The organism is Bacteroidota bacterium (genome assembly GCA_026391695.1).
GTDB lineage: Bacteria > Bacteroidota > Bacteroidia > Bacteroidales > JAGONC01 > JAPLDP01.
The window spans coordinates 1-20,658 of the sequence record JAPLDP010000020.1 but is presented as its reverse complement, the minus strand read 5'-3'; the positions used below and the strand labels follow the sequence as shown (position 1 = coordinate 20,658).

Below are 20,658 nucleotides of genomic sequence, written 5' to 3'. Positions count from 1 at the left end.
AGTTGACAATTGACAATGGTAAGCGGCCAGTGACTTACGACTTATGACTGGCGACTGCCGACTGTTGATTGAAAAAAGTATAAACCGCAAAGTTCGCAAAGGAGGCGCAGAGAACGCAAAGTTCTTATTGCGATAAAAAGCATCGAACACTGATAAAAGTCTTTGCGCACTTTGCGTATAACTTAGCGTTCTTAGCGGTTAAAATACTTAACCACTAAGACGCATAAACTTTATGAATAAAGCAAGTTAGATATTTAGCGTAATTGTTACATATCCTGCCACACAATATTCTTGTTTTTAAAGAGAATAATGCCTATATTTGTATTGAATAAATGTCGTTCATTTAAAAACAACTGGGCAGCAAGCAGGGTTAAGGCGTGTACACCGGATGCGTGCCTGAACCGGCGTTCGGCCTTACCGCGTGCAAGTATGCCAGGGAGAAGCTGAAGTAAAGTATCGATGAACCCGAACGTTTCGACGGGATTGACAGGGTTGCCCGTCCGCACGCGAAAAATGGAGGATGTAACATGACCAAAACAAAAAAAACCGGTACTAGACCATTGAAATACCCGGCAGAGACAATGCTGCATAATCAGGAGCCAAAATCTATCCCTGCTCAGCATGCTTTGGATGCAGAGGCGGATATGCCAACGAATGCGGGTTTTCCTATCGTGGGCATCGGCGCCTCGGCCGGGGGATTGGCAGCTTTTGAGGCGTTTTTTTCTGCTTTGCCGGCCGACTCAGATCCAGGTATGGCTTTTGTCCTGGTGCAACATCTGGCCCCGGATCACAAAAGCATCCTCACCGACCTGGTCAAGCGCTATACGCGGATGCAGGTCTTCGAGGTCGAGGACGGTACGGTGGTGCGCCCCAACTGCGCCTATATTATCCCGCCCAACCACGACATGGCCTTTCTGAATGGCGCGCTGCAGTTGCTGGAACCCTCCGCACCCCGCGGCCAGCGCCTGCCTATTGACTTTTTCTTTCGCTCCCTGGCGCAGGACCAACGTGAGCGGGCTATCTGCATCGTCCTCTCTGGTACCGGTAGCGATGGTACCTTGGGCGTGCGGGCAGTTAAGGGCGAGGGTGGCATGGTCATGGCACAGAATCCCGAATCCACGGAATTCGACGGCATGCCACGCAGCGCTATAGCCACCGGTCTGGTGGACTTTATCCTGCCGCCGGCAGAGATGCCTGCCCAGCTCATTGCATACGGGGCCCATGCATTCGGCAAGATACCCCGGTATATGACCGTACCGGTCCTCAAGGCCGAGAACGCCTTGAAGAAGACTTTCATCCTGCTGCGCGCCCAAACCGGCCACGACTTTTCGCATTACAAACCAAACACCATCATCCGCCGCATCGAGAGGCGTATGGCTGTAAACCAGATCGAAAATATTGACAAGTATGTGCTTTATCTGCAGCAAAATCCTTCTGAAGTGGAGGCGCTCTTTCGTGACCTTTTGATAGGTGTAACCAGTTTTTTCCGTGATTTGGAGGCGTTTGCCTCGCTCGAGAAGCAGGTCATCCCGCGTCTTTTTGCCGGTAAACACTCGGGTGCATTTGTGCGTGTGTGGGTGCCCGGCTGTTCTACGGGCGAGGAAGCCTATTCCATTGCAATCCTGCTACAGGAGCACATAGAGGCGCTGAAGCAGAGTTTCAAGGTGCAGGTCTTTGCCACCGACATTGACAAGCAGGCTCTTGACACGGCCCGCGCCGGTGTCTATACGGAAAACATCGCCGCCGATATCTCGCCGGAACGGCTGGCGCATTTTTTTACCCAGGAGTCTGACGGCGGCGCCTTCTGCATCCATAAAAGTATCCGCGACATGCTGGTCTTCTCCGAACAGGACCTGGTCAAAGACCCGCCCTTTTCCAAACTCGATTTGATCAGTTGCCGCAACCTCCTGATCTATATGGACGGGGAACTGCATAAGAAGCTCATTCCCCTGTTCCACTATGCACTGAATCCAGGCGGTTTTCTCTTCCTGGGCACCTCCGAGACTGTAGGCCAGTTTACGGAATTTTATGCTATGATGGATCGCAAATGGAAGCTGTATCATCGCAAAGAGGATGTTCACGGCGCACTGCACGCGGCCATGGGCAGGTTTCTCCCGCCGTTGACAGAAGAAGTTATTGTTCCACGGGCCACTGGGAAGGCACCCGGCGAGAGCAAGTTTCCCCTGCGCGAACTGGTCGAACAGGCGCTGCTGCAAGAATATGCCCCTGTCGGCGCCCTCGTCAACGCACGCGGCGACATTTTCTATCTCCATGGCCGCACCGGGACGTACCTGGAACCGGCACCGGGCGAGGCCGGAATTAACAATATCCTGAAAATGGCCCGTGAAGGGTTGCGGCGTGAAATGACCACGGCCTTGCGGAAAGCTGTCGCAGGCAGAAAGCCGGTACTATGCCAGGGGCTGCGGGTAAAAACCAATGGCAACTTCACCACCGTAAATCTGACGATACAGCCGGTGGCAGCGGGTACTGACGCGGTCCTGCCGGGCATGGCACAGTCCGGTGTCGCACCACCCTTGTTTTTGGTCGTTTTCGAGGATATACCGGCAGCGGACCCGGAACGGTTCGCGAAGACCGCTACCATGGAAACGGTTGACGGAATGATCGGGAATCCCACGGATTCCGACGCCCGCATTAAAGCGTTGAAGCAGGAACTGCGCGCCAAAGAGGAGTACCTCCAAACCACCAACGAGGAACTGGAGACTTCCAACGAAGAACTCAAATCCTCCAATGAGGAGATGCAGTCCGTCAACGAGGAGTTGCAATCCACCAACGAGGAATTGGAAACTTCCAAGGAAGAACTCCAATCGGTAAACGAGGAACTGGCCACGGTAAACACTGAACTGCAAACCAAAGTGAGTGATTTGTCGCGGGCCAACAACGATATGAACAACCTGCTGGCCGGCACGGGCATCGGAACTATCTTTGTCGACCATCAACTTCGCATACTACGTTTCACTCCTGTCGTCACGCCGATCATCAATCTGATCCTGACCGATGTAGGGCGTCCTGTAACCCACATTGTTTCGAACCTTGTGGGCTATGACCGTTTGGGGGCGGACGTTCAGGATGTGCTGAAAAGCCTGATTCCTAAAGAGTTGGAAGTGCAGACATTGGCGGGTATGTGGTACATGATGCGCATTCTGCCCTACCGCACCCTTGACAACGTGATCGAGGGTGCAGTGATCACCTTTGCTGACAATACGGAGATAAAAAAGGCCCGGGAATTGCTGCTGGAATCGGAGAGCATGCGCCGCCTGGCTGTGGTGGTACGCGACGCGCATGATGCCATTACGGTGCAGGATTTGAACGGTCGCATCTTGGCCTGGAATCCGGCGGCCACAAGTATGTATGGATGGAGTGAAGCCGAGGCATTGACGATGAATATCCGTGACCGGATCCCGGAGAGCTACCGTGAGAATGAGCTGGCTGTTATTCAGCAACTGGGCCGGGCTAAGGTTCTTGAGCCTTTCCACACACAACGGATCACTAAAGACGGCCGGCTTGTGGAAGTATTGCTGACAGCCACAGCGCTGGTGAATGAAGCCGGCGAAATGTATGCCATCACAACCACTGAACGGGCAGTTGACAGTTGACAGTTGACAGTCGGCAGTCGGCAGTTGACAATTGACAATTGACAATGATAAGAATGATGGAGGTCGCGCTAATACGGTATATTAAATAGCTTTGCACACTCGCGGTTAAACGGGATTGATAGAGTTGCCCGTTCGCACTCAAAAAATGGGGGGTATAATATGACTAAAATAAAAAAAACCGGTACCAAACAGACAGACGATTTGCGCCAGCGGGCGGAAAAGATAGCCCAGGGAAAGGCTGCCCGGATACCGGAAAGTTCAGATGCATTATCGCCAGAGGATGTACGGCAGGTTCTCCATGAGCTGCGGGTGCATCAGATCGAGCTGGAGATGCAGAACGAGGAGTTACGGCGGGCGCAGGTCGAACTGGAAGCGTCACGTTTACGCTATTTTGACCTGTACGATCTGGCACCAGTAGGCTATTGCACGCTCAGTGAAAAGGCGCTGATCCTTGAGGCTAACATTACCGCCGCGACCCTGCTAGGCGTAGCCAGTGGTGCGCTGGTCAAACAACCGATCACACGGTTCATCCTCAAGGATGACCAGGATATCTTTTACCTTTACCGCAAACAGCTCTTCAAGACAGGTTCACCCCAAGTTTGCGAACTGCGGATGAAGCATCCTGACGATAATCCTGTCTGGGTGCGGATAGAGGCTACTGCTGCGCTGGCTGCTGATGGCATGCCTGTATGCCGTGCCGCGATGAGCGACATCACCGAGCGCAAACAGGCAGAGGAGGCGCTGAAGGAGAGCGAAACGCATCTAAAGACCGTATTGGACTCAACACCGAGTGGGATCATTGTGATTGATGCCGAAACGCATATGATAGTTGATGCCAATCCTGTTGCCGCCAAAATGGTTGGTGTGCCCAAAGAAAAGATTATTGGTTCTGTGTGCCATAATTACATTTGCCCAGCAGAGAAGGGATATTGTCCTATCACCGACCTTGGACAGAGCGTAGACCACTCAGAGCGCGTGTTACTGAATGCCGACGGCGAGAGGATACCGATTCTCAAGACAGTGACTTCTGTCATGCTGGATGGTCGCAAACATCTACTCGAAAGTTTCGTCGACATAACCGAGCTCAAGTTGGCGGAGGAGGCGCTGCCAGAAAGCCATAAACAATTCCAAGCACTGACAGAAACCACAAATGACTTTGTCTGGGAAATGGACGCCAACGGTGTTTACACCTATTGCAGCCCGCAAATCAATGAACTCTGGGGATACAAGCCGGAGGATATGATTGGGAGAACGCCGTTCGACCTTATGATACCCGAAGATAGAGAGCATGCTATTAAGATGTTCCGTACATTATCGGAGTCTCCGATCTCGTTCAAAGGAATGGAAACCAGCAACTTTGATAACGCCGGCCGAATTGTTGTGCTGGAAACCAGCGGTGTCCCTTTTTTCGACATTGATGGCAGGTTGCGTGGCTACCGTGGAATTTCCCGCGATATCACCGAGCGCAAGCGGGCGGAGGAGGCACTGCAGGAGAGCGAGGAGCGGTTCCGTACCTTGTATGAGAATTCTACCATCGGTCTCTACAGAACGACTCCGGAGGGCAGTATTCATCTGGCCAACCCTGCTCTGGTCAGGATGCTCGGTTACTCATCTTACGATGATCTCTCAACCAGAAACCTTGAGAAAAATGGCTTCGATCCTTCCTATCCTCGCACGCAGTTCATTGAAATTATCGAAAAGGACGGCGAGGTCAAGGGATTAGAATCCGCTTGGAAGCGAAAGGATGGGACCATAATTTTTGTCAGAGAAAACGCCCGTGCTATCCGGGATTCGCAGGCAAAAACTCTGTATTATGACGGCACTGTTGAGGACATCACCGAGCGTAAGCGGGCGGAAGAGATGCTGCGGTCGAGCGAAGTGTGTTACAGAACCCTGTTTGACGAATCCCTGGACGGGATATGCCTGGCGGATGCGGAAACTGGCCTCATCATTGATTGCAACCAAGCTCTGGCGGCTATAGTAGGCAGAGAGCGGTCGGAATTGATCGGGCAATCTCAAACGATATTGCACCCACCATATAACGACAAGACGGCCACCTCTCCCACATTCAGGCAACACCTGGGCGATAAAGAAGGTCATACTTTGGAAACGCAAGTTGTGACAAGTGCCGGCATCATCAGAGAAGTGGAAATCAAAGCCAATCATCTTAATCTTCAAGGCAGGAAAACTCTGCAGGGAGTATTTCGCGACATCACTGAGCGTAAGCGGGCGGAAGAAGCCTTGAGAAAAAGCGAGGAAAAATACAGGGGTTTGACAGAAAACATCAACTTAGGAATTTACAGGAATACCGTTGGACCTGAAGGCAAATTCATTGAAGCCAATCCCGCCATCATTGGGATGTTTGGGTATAAAAACAAAGAGGAATTCCTGGCTATAAACGTTTCCGACCTGTATCAAAATCCAGAAGACAGGAATATGTTTAATGATAAAATGCTCAAAGAAGGATTTGTCAGAGGCGAGGAATTGTGGCTGAAAAAGAAAGACGGAAGTCTCTTTGTCGGGTCCGTGTCAGCGGTGGCCGTTAAAGACAATCAGGGTGATGTGAAATATTATGATGGAATCATCGACGACATCACCGAGCGCAAGTGGGCGGAGGAAGCGATAAAAGCGGAACGACAACGGTTACATGATGTACTGGAAGCTATCCCGATAATGGTATGCCTGCTGACTCCGGATTATCATGTCGCCTTTTCCAATCACGCTTTCCGGGATAAATTTGGCGAGTCGTACGGGAGGCGTTGCTATGAGTATTGTTTTGGGGAAAAAGAGCCCTGTGATTTTTGCGAGACATACAGGGTGTTAAAAACCGCAAAGCCTCATCATTGGCAAGTAACAACCTTGGATGGCGCCAGCGTTATCGACGTATATGACTTCCCCTTTACAGACACCGATGGTTCTCCTCTCATCCTCGAGATGGATATTGACATCACCGAGCGCAAGCGGGCGGAAGAAGAGCTAAAGCAGAGCGAGCAGCGCTATCGTACCATTGTTGAGACTGTACCAGACGTCATATACACACTTGCCGCCGATGATGGTAGGTTCACATCGCTAAATCCAGCTTTTGAGACCATTACTGGATGGTCGAGAGACGAATGGGTAGGAAAGACATTTGCGACCCTTGTTCATCCAGAGGATATGCAACTTGCAACAGACACGTTTCAGCAAGTCTTGAGAGGCGAGTACCCTCGTCCTTATGAACTGCGGATTCTTGCCAAATCAGGTGAGTACTTAATCGGCGAGTTCACGAGCATGCCCCAGTTTAAAGAAGGGAAAATCGTTGGAGAATTTGGCATTGCTAGCGACATCACCGAGCGCAAGCGGGCGGAAGAGGAAATAAGAAAACTGAATGCGGAGCTTGAACAACGTGTCAGAGAACGCACAGCCCAGTTAGAAGCAGCCAATAAAGAGCTGGAGGCTTTTTCCTATTCAATTTCCCACGATCTGCGTGCTCCTCTGCGTGCCATTGATGGATTTGCACACATCCTTCAGGAAGAGAATGAACCAAACCTGAATTCTGAGGGGAAACGGGCATGTTCAATTATACAGGAGAGCATCGGAAGAATGAATCTGCTGATCGATGATCTCCTCGCGCTTTCGCGCCTGGGGCGTACAGAAATGCAATTTACGCAAATCAATATGGACGCATTGGTGAAGTCGGTCTATGATGAGCTGACGAAGCCGGAGGAAGTGGAGCGGATCGATTTTCATATCCACCCATTATGTCCGGCAGTGGGGGACAATACGCTGATCCGGCAGGTGTGGATTAACCTGCTCGGCAACGCCATCAAGTTTTCTTCCGGGAGGGAGCGTGCAGTGATCGAAGTGAACAGTGATGACCAGGGAGAAGAGATCACTTATTCTATACGTGACAACGGCGCGGGATTCGATATGCAATACGCGGACAAGCTTTTCGGCGTGTTCCAGCGTCTACATAGCGCGAAGGAATTTGAAGGCACAGGGATTGGGCTGGCCATCGTGCAGCGCATCATTCATCGCCATGGCGGCCGCATCGGGGCAGAAGGAAAAGTTAACGGAGGGGCGACGTTTTGGTTCTCCCTTCCGGTGGGCAATTGACAATCGACAATTGACAGTTGACAATGCTAAGTGACTGCCGATCCCGCATTCGCTGAGCTCTGTGGGACGTCGCTTCACTCGGCCGGAGCTTTGTATATCTTATCCTTCGTTTTCTTTTACAAACGGGATTCTCCTACGGAGAATTTCTGAAAACAGTCATTTTTTCATAGAAAAATTAATGGTTGGTTTATTCCATAACATCTAAAAACGATTTACAAAACTTCTACTGCCGGTACTTTAAAAATATGGGTCATCACAATAATGCGTACCTGGGGTTAGAATTCGTGATTTGAATTACCCCGGACTTCAGGCCGGGTTTTCAGACAGGAAAAATGGAAGTTACAGCGGGTGTTGAGGCTTGTTTTAACCACGGAGGAAGCACGGAGGTGATAATCCCAATCCCAAAACTAGAAGCTAGCAGCTTGTAGCTTGAAGCTATTAATCACCCTTATTTGCCGTGTAACTCCTCCACTTCCCAATCAGCAGCTTCATATCCTCCGGCAGCTCTGAGTTGAAGAACAGCCGCTCTCCTGTTGACGGGTGAATGAATCCCAGCGAACGGGCATGCAAAGCCTGGCGGGGACAGATGTCGAAGCAGTTGTCGATAAACTGTTTATATTTTGTGAAGGTGGTGCCTTTCAGGATATGGTCGCCGCCATAGGCATCGTCGTTGAAGAGGGGATGGCCGGCATATTTCATGTGTGCCCGTATCTGGTGTGTGCGACCTGTTTCGAGTTCACATTCGATAAGAGTAGTGTAACCAAAGCGTTCGATGACACGGTAATGTGTCACTGCGTGTTTTCCATGGTCTCCCTCGGGAAATACCGCCATGATCTTCCTGTCCCTGACGTTACGGCCTATGTTGCCGGTGATGGTCCCTTCGTCTTCCCTGATATCACTCCATACCAGGGCGATGTATTGCCGCTGGATAGTATGGTTGAAAAATTCCCGTGCCAGCTTCCATTGGGCCAGTTCGTTTTTGGCGACCAGTAATAGTCCTGATGTGTTTTTATCGATGCGGTGGACGAGGTGGGGAGCGATGTCGGGATTGGCGGCGGCAGCAACCTGCAGGTGAAACACGAGGGCATTCACCAGCGTACCGGTGTAGTTGCCGTATGCCGGATGAACAACCATACCTGCGGCTTTATTGATGACAATAATATCGTCATCTTCATAAAGAATGTTTAATGGGATATTCTCGGGGATGATCTCAATTTCCTTTGGCGGGAAGCTCATCACGATGGAGATGTGGTCGCCGGGTTTGACCTTATAGCTGGATTTTGCAGGTTTGCCGTTGACGAGGATATTCCCTGCCTTGGCGGCTGTTTGTATTTTATTGCGTGAAACGTTCTCGATACGGTGCATCAGGAACTTGTCGATGCGCAGGAGTTCCTGCCCTTTATCGGCAGCGAAACTGAAATGTTCGTAAAGTTCACTTTGGTCGTCTGATAAAACGGGTATGTCGTCCATGCTTGAGGACATGTTGGATGATGAAGTTACTGCGTTATCTGGAAATTATCAGTTTGCCGGTACAAAATTTATTCCGTTGCATATCCCTGACTGTGAGAATATAGATCCCATTATCAAAGGATGAGATATTGAAATCTTTCTCAAAGGGTCCGTTATAGACCGATTGTCCCATGATATTATATACCCGGAGGTCGAACTGGTCAGAGTGGGCGGGGTCATCCATGTCTGGTGGCAGCATCAGGTTAATGGCCGTATATTTTGCCGGGTTGGGGTATATGGCAATCTGGTCAGCTTTGACAGGTATGTTAACCGGGTAGTCATGTATGGATTTACCGAGGAGAGGACGCATCAGCAGTGATCCCTGTTGGATGCTTTTTGTCCAAGTACCGGCGACATTATAGAAGATATTTTCCTGTGCCTGCCTGTTACGGTCAAAGCCGATGTTCAGGTTGTCGCTGGTGGTTTGTGCCCAGCCAACATAAAAAGGGCCGACGACAGGCACAACAGAGTCGCAGTAATAGGTGTAAAACTGGCTGAGGCTTTTGGAGTATTGCGGTTTGAGGCCTGTTTTGGAGTATATGACCTGGCCGGGGAGGCCATTGTCATCATTCCACACCATCAATGAAAAATATTGTTGGTTAGCACCTGTGCGGGTTTCGTTGAAGTACATCTGGACAGCACGCAGAGTGTCGGGTTTATTGAGGATAAAGCGGTATGCCAGCAGTGATCCGGCAGGTGTAAGCCCATAGCCTGCTTCGGGTAAGCCATCGTCATAGGCATAATAATTATAAAAGTTTTGCCGGAAACGTATGGTGTCGCCAAGGTTTTCGCTGGAACCGGTGCCGCTGGAAAGGATGTGGGTAATTGTAAAAGATGCACTGTCAGCATTATAAATTACAGGGTAGAAGCCAAAACATACAGGCGGCCTGCTGAAATTGATGTAATCAAGATACCCATCAGTATAAACGGGCGGGATATCCCAGTTACCCCGCAGGCATGAATCAAGCGGTACACCATGTTCATCCGACAGGATATACTTGTACGTCGAATTATGGCTCAGGGTATCGAGGTTGGTGATGACGATATCGATAGAGTCTTTCATCTCGGTGATCGGATCACTCATGTATTGTTTATATGGCATGGCTTCATAACGCCGCAGCATGCCGGGTGCGGCATCGACAAAACTCAGAAAGGAATAAGTCGTATCCGACCACTTACGGTTCATATCCAGGTATACAAAGTCGATATTCCAGTGGTCGACATTACTTTGCCAGCTTGGCAGCGAATTATCGGCGAGGCTGACATAATTTTTAAAACGGAAGACAAAGTATTTGCTGAAATATCGTGCACTGTCGGTAATGGGTATCATAACCTGATGGAAGTATGATAAAGGATATCCTTCTTTATAAAAGTTGGTATCCAGTGCCATTCCCGGAGTGCTCCAGATGTGATCCCATTCAATTTTTGGTTCAAACACTGAATCGCAGGGCAATGTCACAATATCACCCGCAATGAGCATCAGCTGTGCATTGTGCAACTGAAGCCAGGGATTTACCGAAACGTACACTGAATCATCGGGCAAGGGGCATGGCAACAGGATAGTGTCATTGGGATAATAGGTCTTTTCAATGGTCACCGTAATTGAGTCCATATAAGCAAAGACGCTGTCGCCGGTATAAACGCCAAATTCAAGCACCAGTGAATCGGTGGATTCAGGGGGATTACCATGACCCTGTGGCTGGAAGTAGAAGCTCAGGTACACTGAATCTCCGACAGTCATCGCATGCGGCACAGGATCGAAGACCGAATCAAGCCGTACAGGCCGTGAAGTCAGATAATCGGCAATGAAAGGCATAGGACCGGGAATGACGCCAGGATAGATCTCACCCTTCTCATTGATGGCATCAAGTGTCGCTGTTCCGATGTTGGGAGGATTTATAGCATACGTGGCATTTATGAAGGCATATTTATCCAGCCAGCGCAGCTGTGAAGGATACATGTCTTCTGAACTGAAATCGTCGAAAAAAGGCAGGACAACAGGAGTGAACAGGTTATTATCGACTGATTTCAGTATAGCGGCACTCTTAGGCTGTTGCGAAGCACGCAGCAAAGGATTATATTCCAAATCGGTGATGACCTCCTGTGCAGCTAAAGTAAACACCGACATTAAAAGCGAAAAAAATATGAAGAAATTCCTCATTTAATCTATGCTGTCATTTACACTATTTAAATAATCCAGGTTTATGCTATCCACCCTCAGTGTGTCTTTTCTGAAAAGTTTAATCAGTTCATCAAAGTTGAAATACCTGTCCGATCTGAACCATATCTCAACGGGTGTGCCCATTTCCAGTAATAGGTTTGTGGTGCATGAGGGCATCTGCTGGTATATCCGGGAATGCATCTGGTCTTGTTCATCCAGAAAATGCAGGTTGCCCACATTCAGTGAAGCCTGTTTGATGGCTGTAAGAGCCTCGGCTTCGTTGAAGCCTATCAGGCAGGGCACAGGTACTTTTGATCCCCGTTTGCCCACCAGCAGTTCTATGCTCGATCCTTTCTCGATCATGGTAGTAGGCTCAATGGTCATGCCGTTATATTTCTGGTCGAGTACGGCATTTTCGAATTGGCTGGGTACAAACTGCAGGTTGCCGGCTTTCAGTCCATAGGTCTGTAGCAATGACACGGCTTGGCGCAGTGACAATTCACGCAGATTAGGCATGCTGACCATTTCGGGCAGCATAGCGACCACAGTCAGATATATTTTCCTTCCTTTTTTAACCTTCGATTCAGGAAGAGGATCCTGCATGACAATGCTTCCTTTTTCTTTAGTGTCGTCATACACAGAATCTACGACGATGAAAGTAAGGTCATTATGCGATGGATCGTAATTCAGATCAGCCAGATTCAGCCCGGAATAATTTGGTAATGTAATCACTTCACCATGAAGGGTATAAAGTTTCAGCAACCTGAAAGTGATGAACAACAGCACACCTGTTAACAGGATGACCAATCCAAGGTTCTTGAAAAATGTCCTACTTTTCAGAAATTGCCAGAAGCTCATGTGTATTAACGCGAGATAAATTTGCTGCTTATGACCTTTCCCTCACGGAGGCTTTTTTTTAGTCAACCCCGTCGGGAGTGAGTCTCCTCCAGGCTTTGCACTATTTAACTTGAAAAACCTGATTTTATTGTAATACCCGGGCAAATATACGCATTATTCCATAGTTCCGTTGTTGGATGGTTGATTATTAGCTGCAAGCTACAAGCTTGGCGCTTATATTTTTGATTTTAAATTTATGTTTTTGCTTTTTAATCTTTAATTTTTGATTTGTATAGTGTTGCCTCTTGCTACATTTATATTATTTTTGAGAGCCTAACATGTGATGCCAGATGAAGAAGAATATTGCCCTTGTTACAGGTGGATACTCCGGTGAGCTGGAAATATCCCTGAAAAGTGCCGGAGTGGTCAAAGATCAGATAGACTTGGAGAAATATGAGGTCTACATGGTTTATATCGACAGGACAAAGTGGGTTTATATCGGCGACGGAGGAGAGGAAACGTCTGTTGACAGGAATGATTTCAGCGTCATCCTAAAGGGGAAGAAAATATTTTTTGATGCTGTTTTTATGGCTATCCATGGTACACCCGGTGAAGATGGCAAGCTGCAGGGTTATTTTGACTTGCTGGATATCCCTTATACCAGTTGCGGAACGACCACGTCAGCCGTGACATTCAACAAATATTTCACAAACCGGATAGCCCGTTGCCTTGGCTTGAATACTGCCGATTCGATCTTTATAACACGTTTTGATTCAATAGATGCTGATCATATTTTCCGTAGTGTAGGTTTACCCTGTTTTGTTAAACCCAATAACGGTGGTTCCAGCGTTGGCGTGACAAAAGTTGAACAAGCTTCTGAACTGCCTGCAGCCATCGAAAAAGCTTTCGGCGAAGACCATGAGATCGTCGTTGAAAATTTCATCAGTGGATTTGAAATCACCTGCGGGATGATCAATTTCAAAGGGGCAGATATCATCTTTCCCCTGACGGAAATCGTCAGTAAAAAGGAATTTTTTGATTATGAGGCAAAATATTCTGAAGGCATGGCTGATGAAATCACCCCAGCCAGGGTGACAGAGCCGATAGAAAAGGAATGTAAACGTATATCGGCTTATTTATATCATGAATTAAGCTGCCGTGGCATTGTCAGGTTTGATTATATTGTCAGTGGAGAACGGTTGTTTTTTCTTGAGGTGAACACCGTCCCTGGCCTGTCCGAAGCGAGTATCGTACCCAAACAGATCAGGACAATGGGAATGACACTCAGGGAAGTGTATTCGATGGCGATTGAGGATGCTTTCTGGAGAAGAAGTCTTCAGTCACCAGTCGGCAGTCGCCAGTAACCAGTTGACAGTCGCCGGTAACTTCAAAGACTGCTGACCGCCGACTGCCGACTGCCGACTATATTTTCATTCAGGTATTCAATCATCTTCCTTATCGCCATTGCCCTGTGGCTGATTTTATTTTTTTCTTCCAGGGTCATTTCAGCGAAGGTTTTATCGTATCCGTCGGGCAGGAAGACAGGGTCATAGCCAAAACCCATTGAACCCCGCGGTGATGTGATGATGCGGCCATTGACAATCCCTTCAAAGCGTGTTTCCTTTTCATCGATGACCAGGGATATGACTGTTCTGAAACGGGCTCTTCGGTCAGGAATATCATGCAACTCCTGCAGCACTTTCCGGATGTTATTTTCAAAATTTTTATCTTCTCCGGCATATCTTGCAGAAAGGACGCCAGGCCTGCCATTCAGTGCTTCAATTTCCAGACCCGTGTCGTCGGCAAAACAATTTTTACTAAAATTTCTATAAACAAAGAATGCTTTCTGTGAGGCATTATCCTCAAGGGTATCGCTGGTTTCGGGGAGTTCCTCATGGCAGCCTGCATCAGCCAATCCGATGATTTCAATGGCCGCTGATAAACCCTTCCTGTTTAAATGGGCTTCAATCAGGTTCCTGACTTCTGTTACCTTAAAGTTGTTATTGGTGGCGAAGACAAGGGTGAGCATGGGGAGTGGCGGTCGGCGGTCGGCGGTCGGCAGTCGGGGATTAATAATTTTACTGCCGACTGCCGACTGCTGACTGTCAACTATTTATTAATGGAAAGTAACTCTACTTCAAAGATCAAAGTCGAACCAGCTGGTATCGGTCCCACGGGATTATCACCATAACCCATTTGTGGAGGAACATACAGGATATATTTTGCACCGGGTTTCATGAGCTGTACGCCTTCGCTCCATCCCGGAATGACCGCATTAAGCTTGAAGGTTATAGGCTGGCCGCGGTCGTAAGATGAATCGAAGACGGTGCCGTCGACGAGAGAACCTTTGTAATGAACGGTGACGGAATCAGTTTTGACTGGATTTTTCCCCTGGCCGGGAGTGATAACTTTATATTGCAGGCCACTGGGTAATTCTATCACACCTTCTTTTGATTTATTTTCAGCCAGAAACACGGCGCTGGCTGCTTTTGTTTTCTGGAGGTTTTCCTGCTCTGCTGCTTGCTGTTTTCCCATTATTTCCTGCTGGAAAAGACCCATCAGCGAATCACTCACCTTTGGTGTAAATAATAGTTCTTTGCCTTCAAATTCATCTAATATCGCCTGGTAGATGATTTCTGCATTAAAATCGGTTGGAAACGTTTTCAGCTTGGTAGCGATATCTCTTCCAATGATATAACTAATGGTGTCGCTTCTGTTTTTCATTGCTGCTGATTTGCCTTTTTTCTTCTGGGCGCAACTTTCACTCATGAAGGCCATTACAAAAAGAATAGACAGACTTAGAATCGTGATTTTTTTCATGTGTTAAATTTTAAAATGAAGCGGCAAATATACAGAAGATTTAAAAGGAAAAGAGGTTTGAACAACAAATATGGAAAAAATATGATGTTTAAATCAGAAAAACCGGATTTTAATTGTCGACAAAGATTATTTTGTCATCCGGTATTGCTTCTCCCTCTCTAAACCGCATAAGTACCTGGGCAACGGCGATGACATCTTTCCGGCAATACTTCACGATTCTTGGCAAATCATGATCCTTCCAGTAAATGCGGCATATGTCGGCTCCTGTAATGTCATCCTTTGGGGTTGGGATATCCAGAATCGCTGTCAGCAGATCCAGTGACACATAGTTTTTATGGTCACCGAATTTCCATAACTCCATGGTATCCAGATGCCTTGTCTCCCAAGGCTTGCGGCCTGATGTATCCAGGATTTCAGGCATCCTCAATCCATTGATCATCATACGCCTGGCCAGAAACGGAAAGTCAAATTCCTTACCATTATGGGCACATAATAGCTTATCGGTCCTGTTGAAATAGGTTTTAAGGAGCGTAGCGAACTCTTCAAGAACAGGTTTTTCCTCCTCGCCATAAAAAGATTTGATCCGGAATTCCTGGCCTTTCAGAAATCCTGCCGAGATACATACCACCTTTCCAAATTCAGCATAAATTCCGGCCCTTTCATAAAGAGAAGCAGGTGTATCGTCATCCTTTTTTCTGATCCATTCAGCCTTATGATCCCATAGTTTTTGAAGCCCGGCCGGCATCATGTCATATTCAGGGTAACAGGGAACCGTTTCAATATCGATGATCAGGATATTTTCCAATACAACGTTGTTCAACATAATAGTAATTTAGTGCTTGTTTTATTTATTTATAAAATTAATCATAATCGCCTAAAAACCTCAACTGTATCATTTTTTTTCTGATGCATATCCGCTCCATTGAATCAGTTCTGATATTTTTTATCCTGATGTCTCTTTTTTTTGCCTGTAAAGAGAATAGTGATACTATTGATCCGGAAATTACGATTTTGTCACCCTCCGGTGATGGTAATTTTAATGTTTTTGACACTATTCATGTGCTGGCGTCGGTTTCAGATGAAACGGCTATTGAAAGCATTAAGGTTGCACTTGTAAACGATCATCTCACACCGGTCATTTATGGATTTTCCTATTTTCCGCAGTCGAAAAGTTTTACGATCGATGAACAGTATATCATCAACGATATTCATCTGGAAAGCGGGATGTACTTTCTGATGATCACAGCTTTTGATGGCGTGAATACAGCTAATGGTTATGTCAGGCTGAATATCACTGAAGTACCCATGGAATTGCAAAAGATTATCATACTGACAGATAGGCAGGATGACATTGACATTTATTCAGTAAAGAACAGCACTTCTGCGGAATACCTTTATACTGTGCAGGGTGATTATTCCGCTTCGGATATCAGTTCACGGCATCAGCAGTTATATTTTTCGGGTAATTATACGATAAATATGCAGGTTTATGATCTTGACGGTTTTGCTCCGCTATGGTCTGTTGAGCCCATGATCAATCCTCCGTTCCATTTAAAGAGGAATATATATTCGGATGAGAGCCTGGTTTTCGTTTCTTTCCGGAATGGTTTCATCAGGGCCTATGATGGAAGCGGGGTGATTAAATTTGCCACACCATTTTCGGATGTACTGTCACCTGCACGTGTTTTTCTGCATGATGATATTGTTCTTGCCGACATTGCTGAAAGATCAGGCTATAAGCGCTGGGTGTCGGCGTACTACCTGGTGAGCGGCGTACTGAAAGGGCAGGTTCAGTCCGGTATCGAAGTCATCAATTTTCATTATAAAGACAGCGATGAAGCCTACGTAGTGGGCAATACTTCAGCCGGTGGATGTATCAGGCTTTATAATACTGCGACGAATAACTTATCGGAGCCGCATACGTTTACATATGGCATGATCATGTCGAGTGTGGCTGTTGATCATTCTAATGTGATCATTGGAACAGAAAACGGGATATACTGGTACAGATATGACCACAATAGCCTCCTGCAATATGGGAATGCTTCTTCAGCCGGTTCGTTACTGTTTGATGGACTATTCAGTCAACTCTATGTTGTGCATGGTTTGCAAATCGAAATATATGGTTTTCCTGTGCCCGATCTTATCTCTACTATTACTATGGCTGATACCATCCGTAATGCCCATCTGTTATACAACAAATAATGATTTAGGATGGAAACACGTCTGATCATCACCGGTGACGGTTCTCACACTCTTTTTGTGCCTTCACTGAATGAGCATTATCATTCAAAATTCGGCGCCATAGCTGAGTCTATGCATGTATATATCAACAATGGATTGCTCTTTGTATCAAAGGTAGAAAAGTCGCTTTCCATTTTGGAAGTCGGTTTCGGCACCGGCTTAAACGCTTTCCTGTCGTGTATAGAAGCAGAAAAATGTGGATTAAATATTTCTTATACTGCTTTTGAACCTGATCCTGTTGATAACGAGGTCTGTTCAAAGCTGAATTATGGAGGTATTATACAGGAAACCGCAGGTGAGGAATGGTTTTTATCGCTGCATCGCCTGCCATGGAATAAAAAGGCCAGGTTCCGTGATAATTTTGAACTGCTTAAAATTCAACGCGAAATTTTAGATGGCAATCTGAACGACAATGAGTTTCACTGCATATATTTTGATGTTTTCGGGCCCCATGCGCAACCTGGGATGTGGACAGAAGAGGTCTTCAGCAAGTTGTTCTCATGTTTGAGAGCTGGTGGCATTCTTGTCACTTATTGTGCCAGTGGCTCTGTGAGAAGAGCAATGAAAAGTGCCGGTTTTCAGATTGAAAAATTACCGGGAGCACCAGGTAAAAAGGAGATGACACGGGCAAGAAAAATCATTTAATCTCGAAAAACTTATAATTCATAACAGGCTCTTCATGGGCCAGAACCTGGTCTACTATTGCCCAGGAGGGTCCATTGCGGCACCATTCCACGAACCTATCGAGCATGTCTTCCTCTCCTTCTGCGACAATGATCACCGAACCATCCGGCTCATTCTTTGCGTAACCGTTGATCCCATATTTCAGGGCAGTCTGCCGGGCAGAATATCTGAATCCGACATTTTGTACCCTTCCGTATATCCTGATATGAAGTAATTTGGTCATAATTAAGGATTCAGTCGTTTGACCATCAGGCTTTCTACCTTCTCAAATAAATGAACCGGATTGAATGACCGCCAGTTGATGTCGTCCAGCTCATCACTGAAGGCTATATAATAATCAATTCGTGCATCAAAAAATTCCCTGATGACGTGATCGCGGAATCCCACAGCGGCAATCCAGCCTTCTTCGATATCCTCTAACCATTCCTGGTAATACGAGTCATCAGAAGAATGAAAATTCAGGACATTTTCACCGATGAGGATAAATTTATTGATTTTAGCGTACTCAAGGTGTTCAATGATATTCCTTTTCAGGTACATAATGTCATTATGGAGTGTATCGTTCCATTCGCCCATAAGCTCTATAACGCAGAAATGTCTGGTATAATCAGCAAAGAGGATTTTAATATAGAGTGTTGGAGATCCAATATCATCCCACTGGGGATGAATATAATAATTATAAATGGTGTTTACACATTCGAATTCATTATAGACACGGCCATAGAACGGTGAATTTTCATCTTCGGATGCCACATAAAGGCTGCACCACAGATAAAATGGTTCGACGGTGTACATGTATATGAATTTGAAAGGACATCTTATCCTTTAGTTACATTTAAGAACTGTTTCGATCTGATATTTAGCCTGTTCGACAAAGCTTCCGAATTTTGCGTTTTTATAGGCAGAACAGGCAGCGGTTTTATCATTCTTACCCAGCTGGGCATTGCCCAGTTCAAAATAGAACTTAGCCCTGGCCTCCTTGGTATTGGCTTCCAGTTCTATGCCTTTCTGTGCTGAGGCAATGGCTTTATCCCATTCCGACAGATTATTATAAGCCACAGCATACAGGTAGTAAAGATTCGGGTCGGTGTCGTCATATCCCTTCGACATATCCAGCATGTCCAAGGTAGTTTTAAAGGATTTAGCTTTTACAGCATCATTGGCCTTGACCAGATAAAAGTCTTTCATAGTCTTTTTAGCCGCATTGGTTGTTTTTTCATCTGCAGTTTCTGTAGCATAGGCAATGGCCTTATCCATGGCATCCTTCATAGCTTCGGTATTATTCTGTTTCTTGAAGATCATACCTTTGGTAAGAAATGCCCGAGCATATTTCGGATTAAATGACAGGGCCTTATCGAGGTTGATTGTGGCATTGGCGAAATCCTCGGCTTTATAGAAACTATTACCCAGCGACAGATAAAGTTTAGAAAGGTTATCGATAGCTTTGCCTTTAGTTTGCTCATCGCCGTATGTTTCGGAAAATTGCAGGGCTCTCTCGAAATTCGCAATGGCCGAGTCAAGTTTCTGAGATGTATAGAGCTCGGAGGCATATTTGAACTGCAACGCAGGCAATTGTGTCTGCGCCAACTGACATACCTTAGCGGCTGCTGTGTCATTTACCTGTTTACACATGCCAACGACTTTTGTAAAACTGTCAACAGCAGCTTTTGTATTGGTATTGGCCACTTTGGCACCTTCATTATAAAGGTTGATGATTTCTTCAGCACTCTGGCTATAAAGTGTTAGCGACAAGCCGGCAAAAAGAATACAGGTGCCAGTTAATTTCATGACTGTGTTTTTCATAGGGTGATTGTTTGAATGTTCTGATTTTGAAACTATTTAATACCGCAATGTACGCAAAGGCTTGCGCAAAGATCGCAATGTTATCACACCCCTGCGGTCAGTTTTGCTGTACATAATGCCTGCAAAAATATAAAAATCCTGAAAGAAGGCATGCATAGGTCAATTTATATACCAAGGTTTTCTGTTGTCTTTCCTAAATTTTAGGTGATTAGAATATCTTCGGATACTTTCCCAGCAGGCTGGCCTGACGGCTTTCACTGGCAAACCGGTGGTCATTGAGAATTTCTTTCCTGCTGAATTTTATATCAGATTGTAAAAAGTCTGCCAAATTTTTTTTTATTTTATGCAACAAAATTACAATAAATAAGTTTAAATGAATGCCGTTATTATTAAAGCTAACCATTAAATATAATGGATAGATAAAATATATTATCTTTCTTTGACTAAGATTTGGATCGGGAAGTAGCTGAAATATAATATATTGCATTAATCGTAAAGGATCGTGAATTTGTGGCACGTAATTTCATTATACCTTTTCTTAATATAGAAACACTAATAAATATGTTATGAAGACCAGCAAAACGCTTTCTGATTTTGAATCAGAAGTTTTCGGCTACTATGAGCAATTAGTTAAAGGGAAAAGCGACGAAATGGCATCGGCGAAAGAGGATGATAAGGATTTTGATTGGTTTTGTCCGATTTAATTGTCTCCGATATTTCAAGATCATTCTTATAAAATTCAGGGTGCCGTATTTAGCCTGAATAATTCATAAATCCAAAATTCGGATAAAAAGCTATACTATTTCCAGGACGAATACAAAAAATTAGGCAAGCTGGGATAATTTGTAAGATATTGATGCAGTTTTTGTTTTGACAAAATTCATTGTTCAG

The 20,658-nt window shown here is 46.2% G+C and carries 16 protein-coding genes; 6 read left to right on the top strand and 10 right to left on the bottom strand.

The genetic code is table 11. The features are described 5' to 3' along the window. Positions 1 to 266 precede the first annotated feature (266 nt). Positions 267 to 506 carry a hypothetical protein gene (locus NT175_01080; protein MCX6233306.1) on the bottom strand — a complete coding sequence of 80 codons (240 nt, stop codon included), beginning with the start codon at positions 504 to 506 and terminating at the stop codon, positions 267 to 269. A gap of 21 nt (positions 507 to 527) precedes the next feature. Between NT175_01080 and NT175_01075 the strand changes: the two genes are divergently transcribed. Both NT175_01075 and NT175_01070 read left to right on the top strand, forming a co-directional pair. Beyond that, positions 528 to 3,614 (top strand): PAS domain-containing protein, encoded by a 3,087-nt coding sequence (locus NT175_01075; GenBank protein ID MCX6233305.1) that lies wholly within the window; start codon positions 528 to 530, stop codon positions 3,612 to 3,614. Between the two features lie 159 nt (positions 3,615 to 3,773). Then, on the top strand, positions 3,774 to 7,709 hold the full coding sequence (locus tag NT175_01070) for a PAS domain S-box protein (GenBank protein ID MCX6233304.1): 3,936 nt from the start codon (positions 3,774 to 3,776) through the stop codon (positions 7,707 to 7,709). A gap of 438 nt (positions 7,710 to 8,147) precedes the next feature. Here NT175_01070 and NT175_01065 read toward each other — a convergent pair whose 3' ends face one another. From NT175_01065 to NT175_01055, 3 genes are read right to left on the bottom strand one after another with little or no spacing between them, the layout of a single operon-like run. Continuing rightward, positions 8,148 to 9,179 carry an RluA family pseudouridine synthase gene (locus NT175_01065; protein ID MCX6233303.1) on the bottom strand — a complete coding sequence of 344 codons (1,032 nt, stop codon included), beginning with the start codon at positions 9,177 to 9,179 and terminating at the stop codon, positions 8,148 to 8,150. A gap of 34 nt (positions 9,180 to 9,213) precedes the next feature. Further along, a complete protein-coding gene (locus tag NT175_01060) occupies positions 9,214 to 11,379 on the bottom strand; it encodes a T9SS type A sorting domain-containing protein (GenBank protein ID MCX6233302.1) in 2,166 nt (721 codons plus the stop codon). After that, positions 11,380 to 12,237: a PASTA domain-containing protein gene (locus NT175_01055; protein ID MCX6233301.1), complete on the bottom strand. Its 858-nt coding sequence runs from the start codon at positions 12,235 to 12,237 to the stop codon at positions 11,380 to 11,382. A 329-nt stretch (positions 12,238 to 12,566) separates the two neighbouring features. On the opposite strand from NT175_01055, the gene NT175_01050 reads away from it, so the two are divergent. Further along, positions 12,567 to 13,580 carry a D-alanine--D-alanine ligase gene (locus tag NT175_01050; protein ID MCX6233300.1) on the top strand — a complete coding sequence of 338 codons (1,014 nt, stop codon included), beginning with the start codon at positions 12,567 to 12,569 and terminating at the stop codon, positions 13,578 to 13,580. A 23-nt stretch (positions 13,581 to 13,603) separates the two neighbouring features. Here the strand turns inward: NT175_01050 and rdgB are convergent, their stop codons facing one another. The 3 genes from rdgB to NT175_01035 form a co-directional block, all read right to left on the bottom strand. After that, positions 13,604 to 14,245: an RdgB/HAM1 family non-canonical purine NTP pyrophosphatase gene (rdgB, locus tag NT175_01045; GenBank protein MCX6233299.1), complete on the bottom strand. Its 642-nt coding sequence runs from the start codon at positions 14,243 to 14,245 to the stop codon at positions 13,604 to 13,606. 80 nt (positions 14,246 to 14,325) lie between these two features. Continuing rightward, positions 14,326 to 15,036 carry an FKBP-type peptidyl-prolyl cis-trans isomerase gene (locus tag NT175_01040; GenBank protein ID MCX6233298.1) on the bottom strand — a complete coding sequence of 237 codons (711 nt, stop codon included), beginning with the start codon at positions 15,034 to 15,036 and terminating at the stop codon, positions 14,326 to 14,328. A 109-nt stretch (positions 15,037 to 15,145) separates the two neighbouring features. Then, a complete protein-coding gene (locus tag NT175_01035) occupies positions 15,146 to 15,859 on the bottom strand; it encodes a 3'-5' exonuclease (protein MCX6233297.1) in 714 nt (237 codons plus the stop codon). Positions 15,860 to 15,987: 128 nt separating this feature from the next. On the opposite strand from NT175_01035, the gene NT175_01030 reads away from it, so the two are divergent. Together NT175_01030 and mnmD are read left to right on the top strand one after the other, a co-directional pair. Then, positions 15,988 to 17,241: a hypothetical protein gene (locus tag NT175_01030; protein ID MCX6233296.1), complete on the top strand. Its 1,254-nt coding sequence runs from the start codon at positions 15,988 to 15,990 to the stop codon at positions 17,239 to 17,241. A gap of 9 nt (positions 17,242 to 17,250) precedes the next feature. Then, the gene (gene mnmD / locus NT175_01025; protein ID MCX6233295.1) at positions 17,251 to 17,925 is read left to right on the top strand and encodes a tRNA (5-methylaminomethyl-2-thiouridine)(34)-methyltransferase MnmD; all 675 of its coding nucleotides are present in this window, start codon (positions 17,251 to 17,253) and stop codon (positions 17,923 to 17,925) included. Here mnmD and NT175_01020 read toward each other — a convergent pair. From NT175_01020 to NT175_01010, 3 genes are read right to left on the bottom strand one after another with little or no spacing between them, the layout of a single operon-like run. Further along, positions 17,918 to 18,187, bottom strand: coding sequence for an acylphosphatase (locus NT175_01020; GenBank protein ID MCX6233294.1), 270 nt, complete (start codon positions 18,185 to 18,187; stop codon positions 17,918 to 17,920). The genes mnmD and NT175_01020 overlap by 8 nt on opposite strands. A 2-nt stretch (positions 18,188 to 18,189) precedes the next feature. After that, complete coding sequence (locus NT175_01015; GenBank protein MCX6233293.1) at positions 18,190 to 18,759, bottom strand: hypothetical protein; 570 nt, start codon at positions 18,757 to 18,759, stop codon at positions 18,190 to 18,192. A gap of 30 nt (positions 18,760 to 18,789) precedes the next feature. Continuing rightward, complete coding sequence (locus tag NT175_01010; GenBank protein ID MCX6233292.1) at positions 18,790 to 19,767, bottom strand: hypothetical protein; 978 nt, start codon at positions 19,765 to 19,767, stop codon at positions 18,790 to 18,792. Between the two features lie 566 nt (positions 19,768 to 20,333). Here NT175_01010 and NT175_01005 point away from each other — a divergent pair. Further along, positions 20,334 to 20,471, top strand: coding sequence for a hypothetical protein (locus NT175_01005; protein MCX6233291.1), 138 nt, complete (start codon positions 20,334 to 20,336; stop codon positions 20,469 to 20,471). The last annotated feature ends 187 nt before the right edge of the window (positions 20,472 to 20,658 follow it).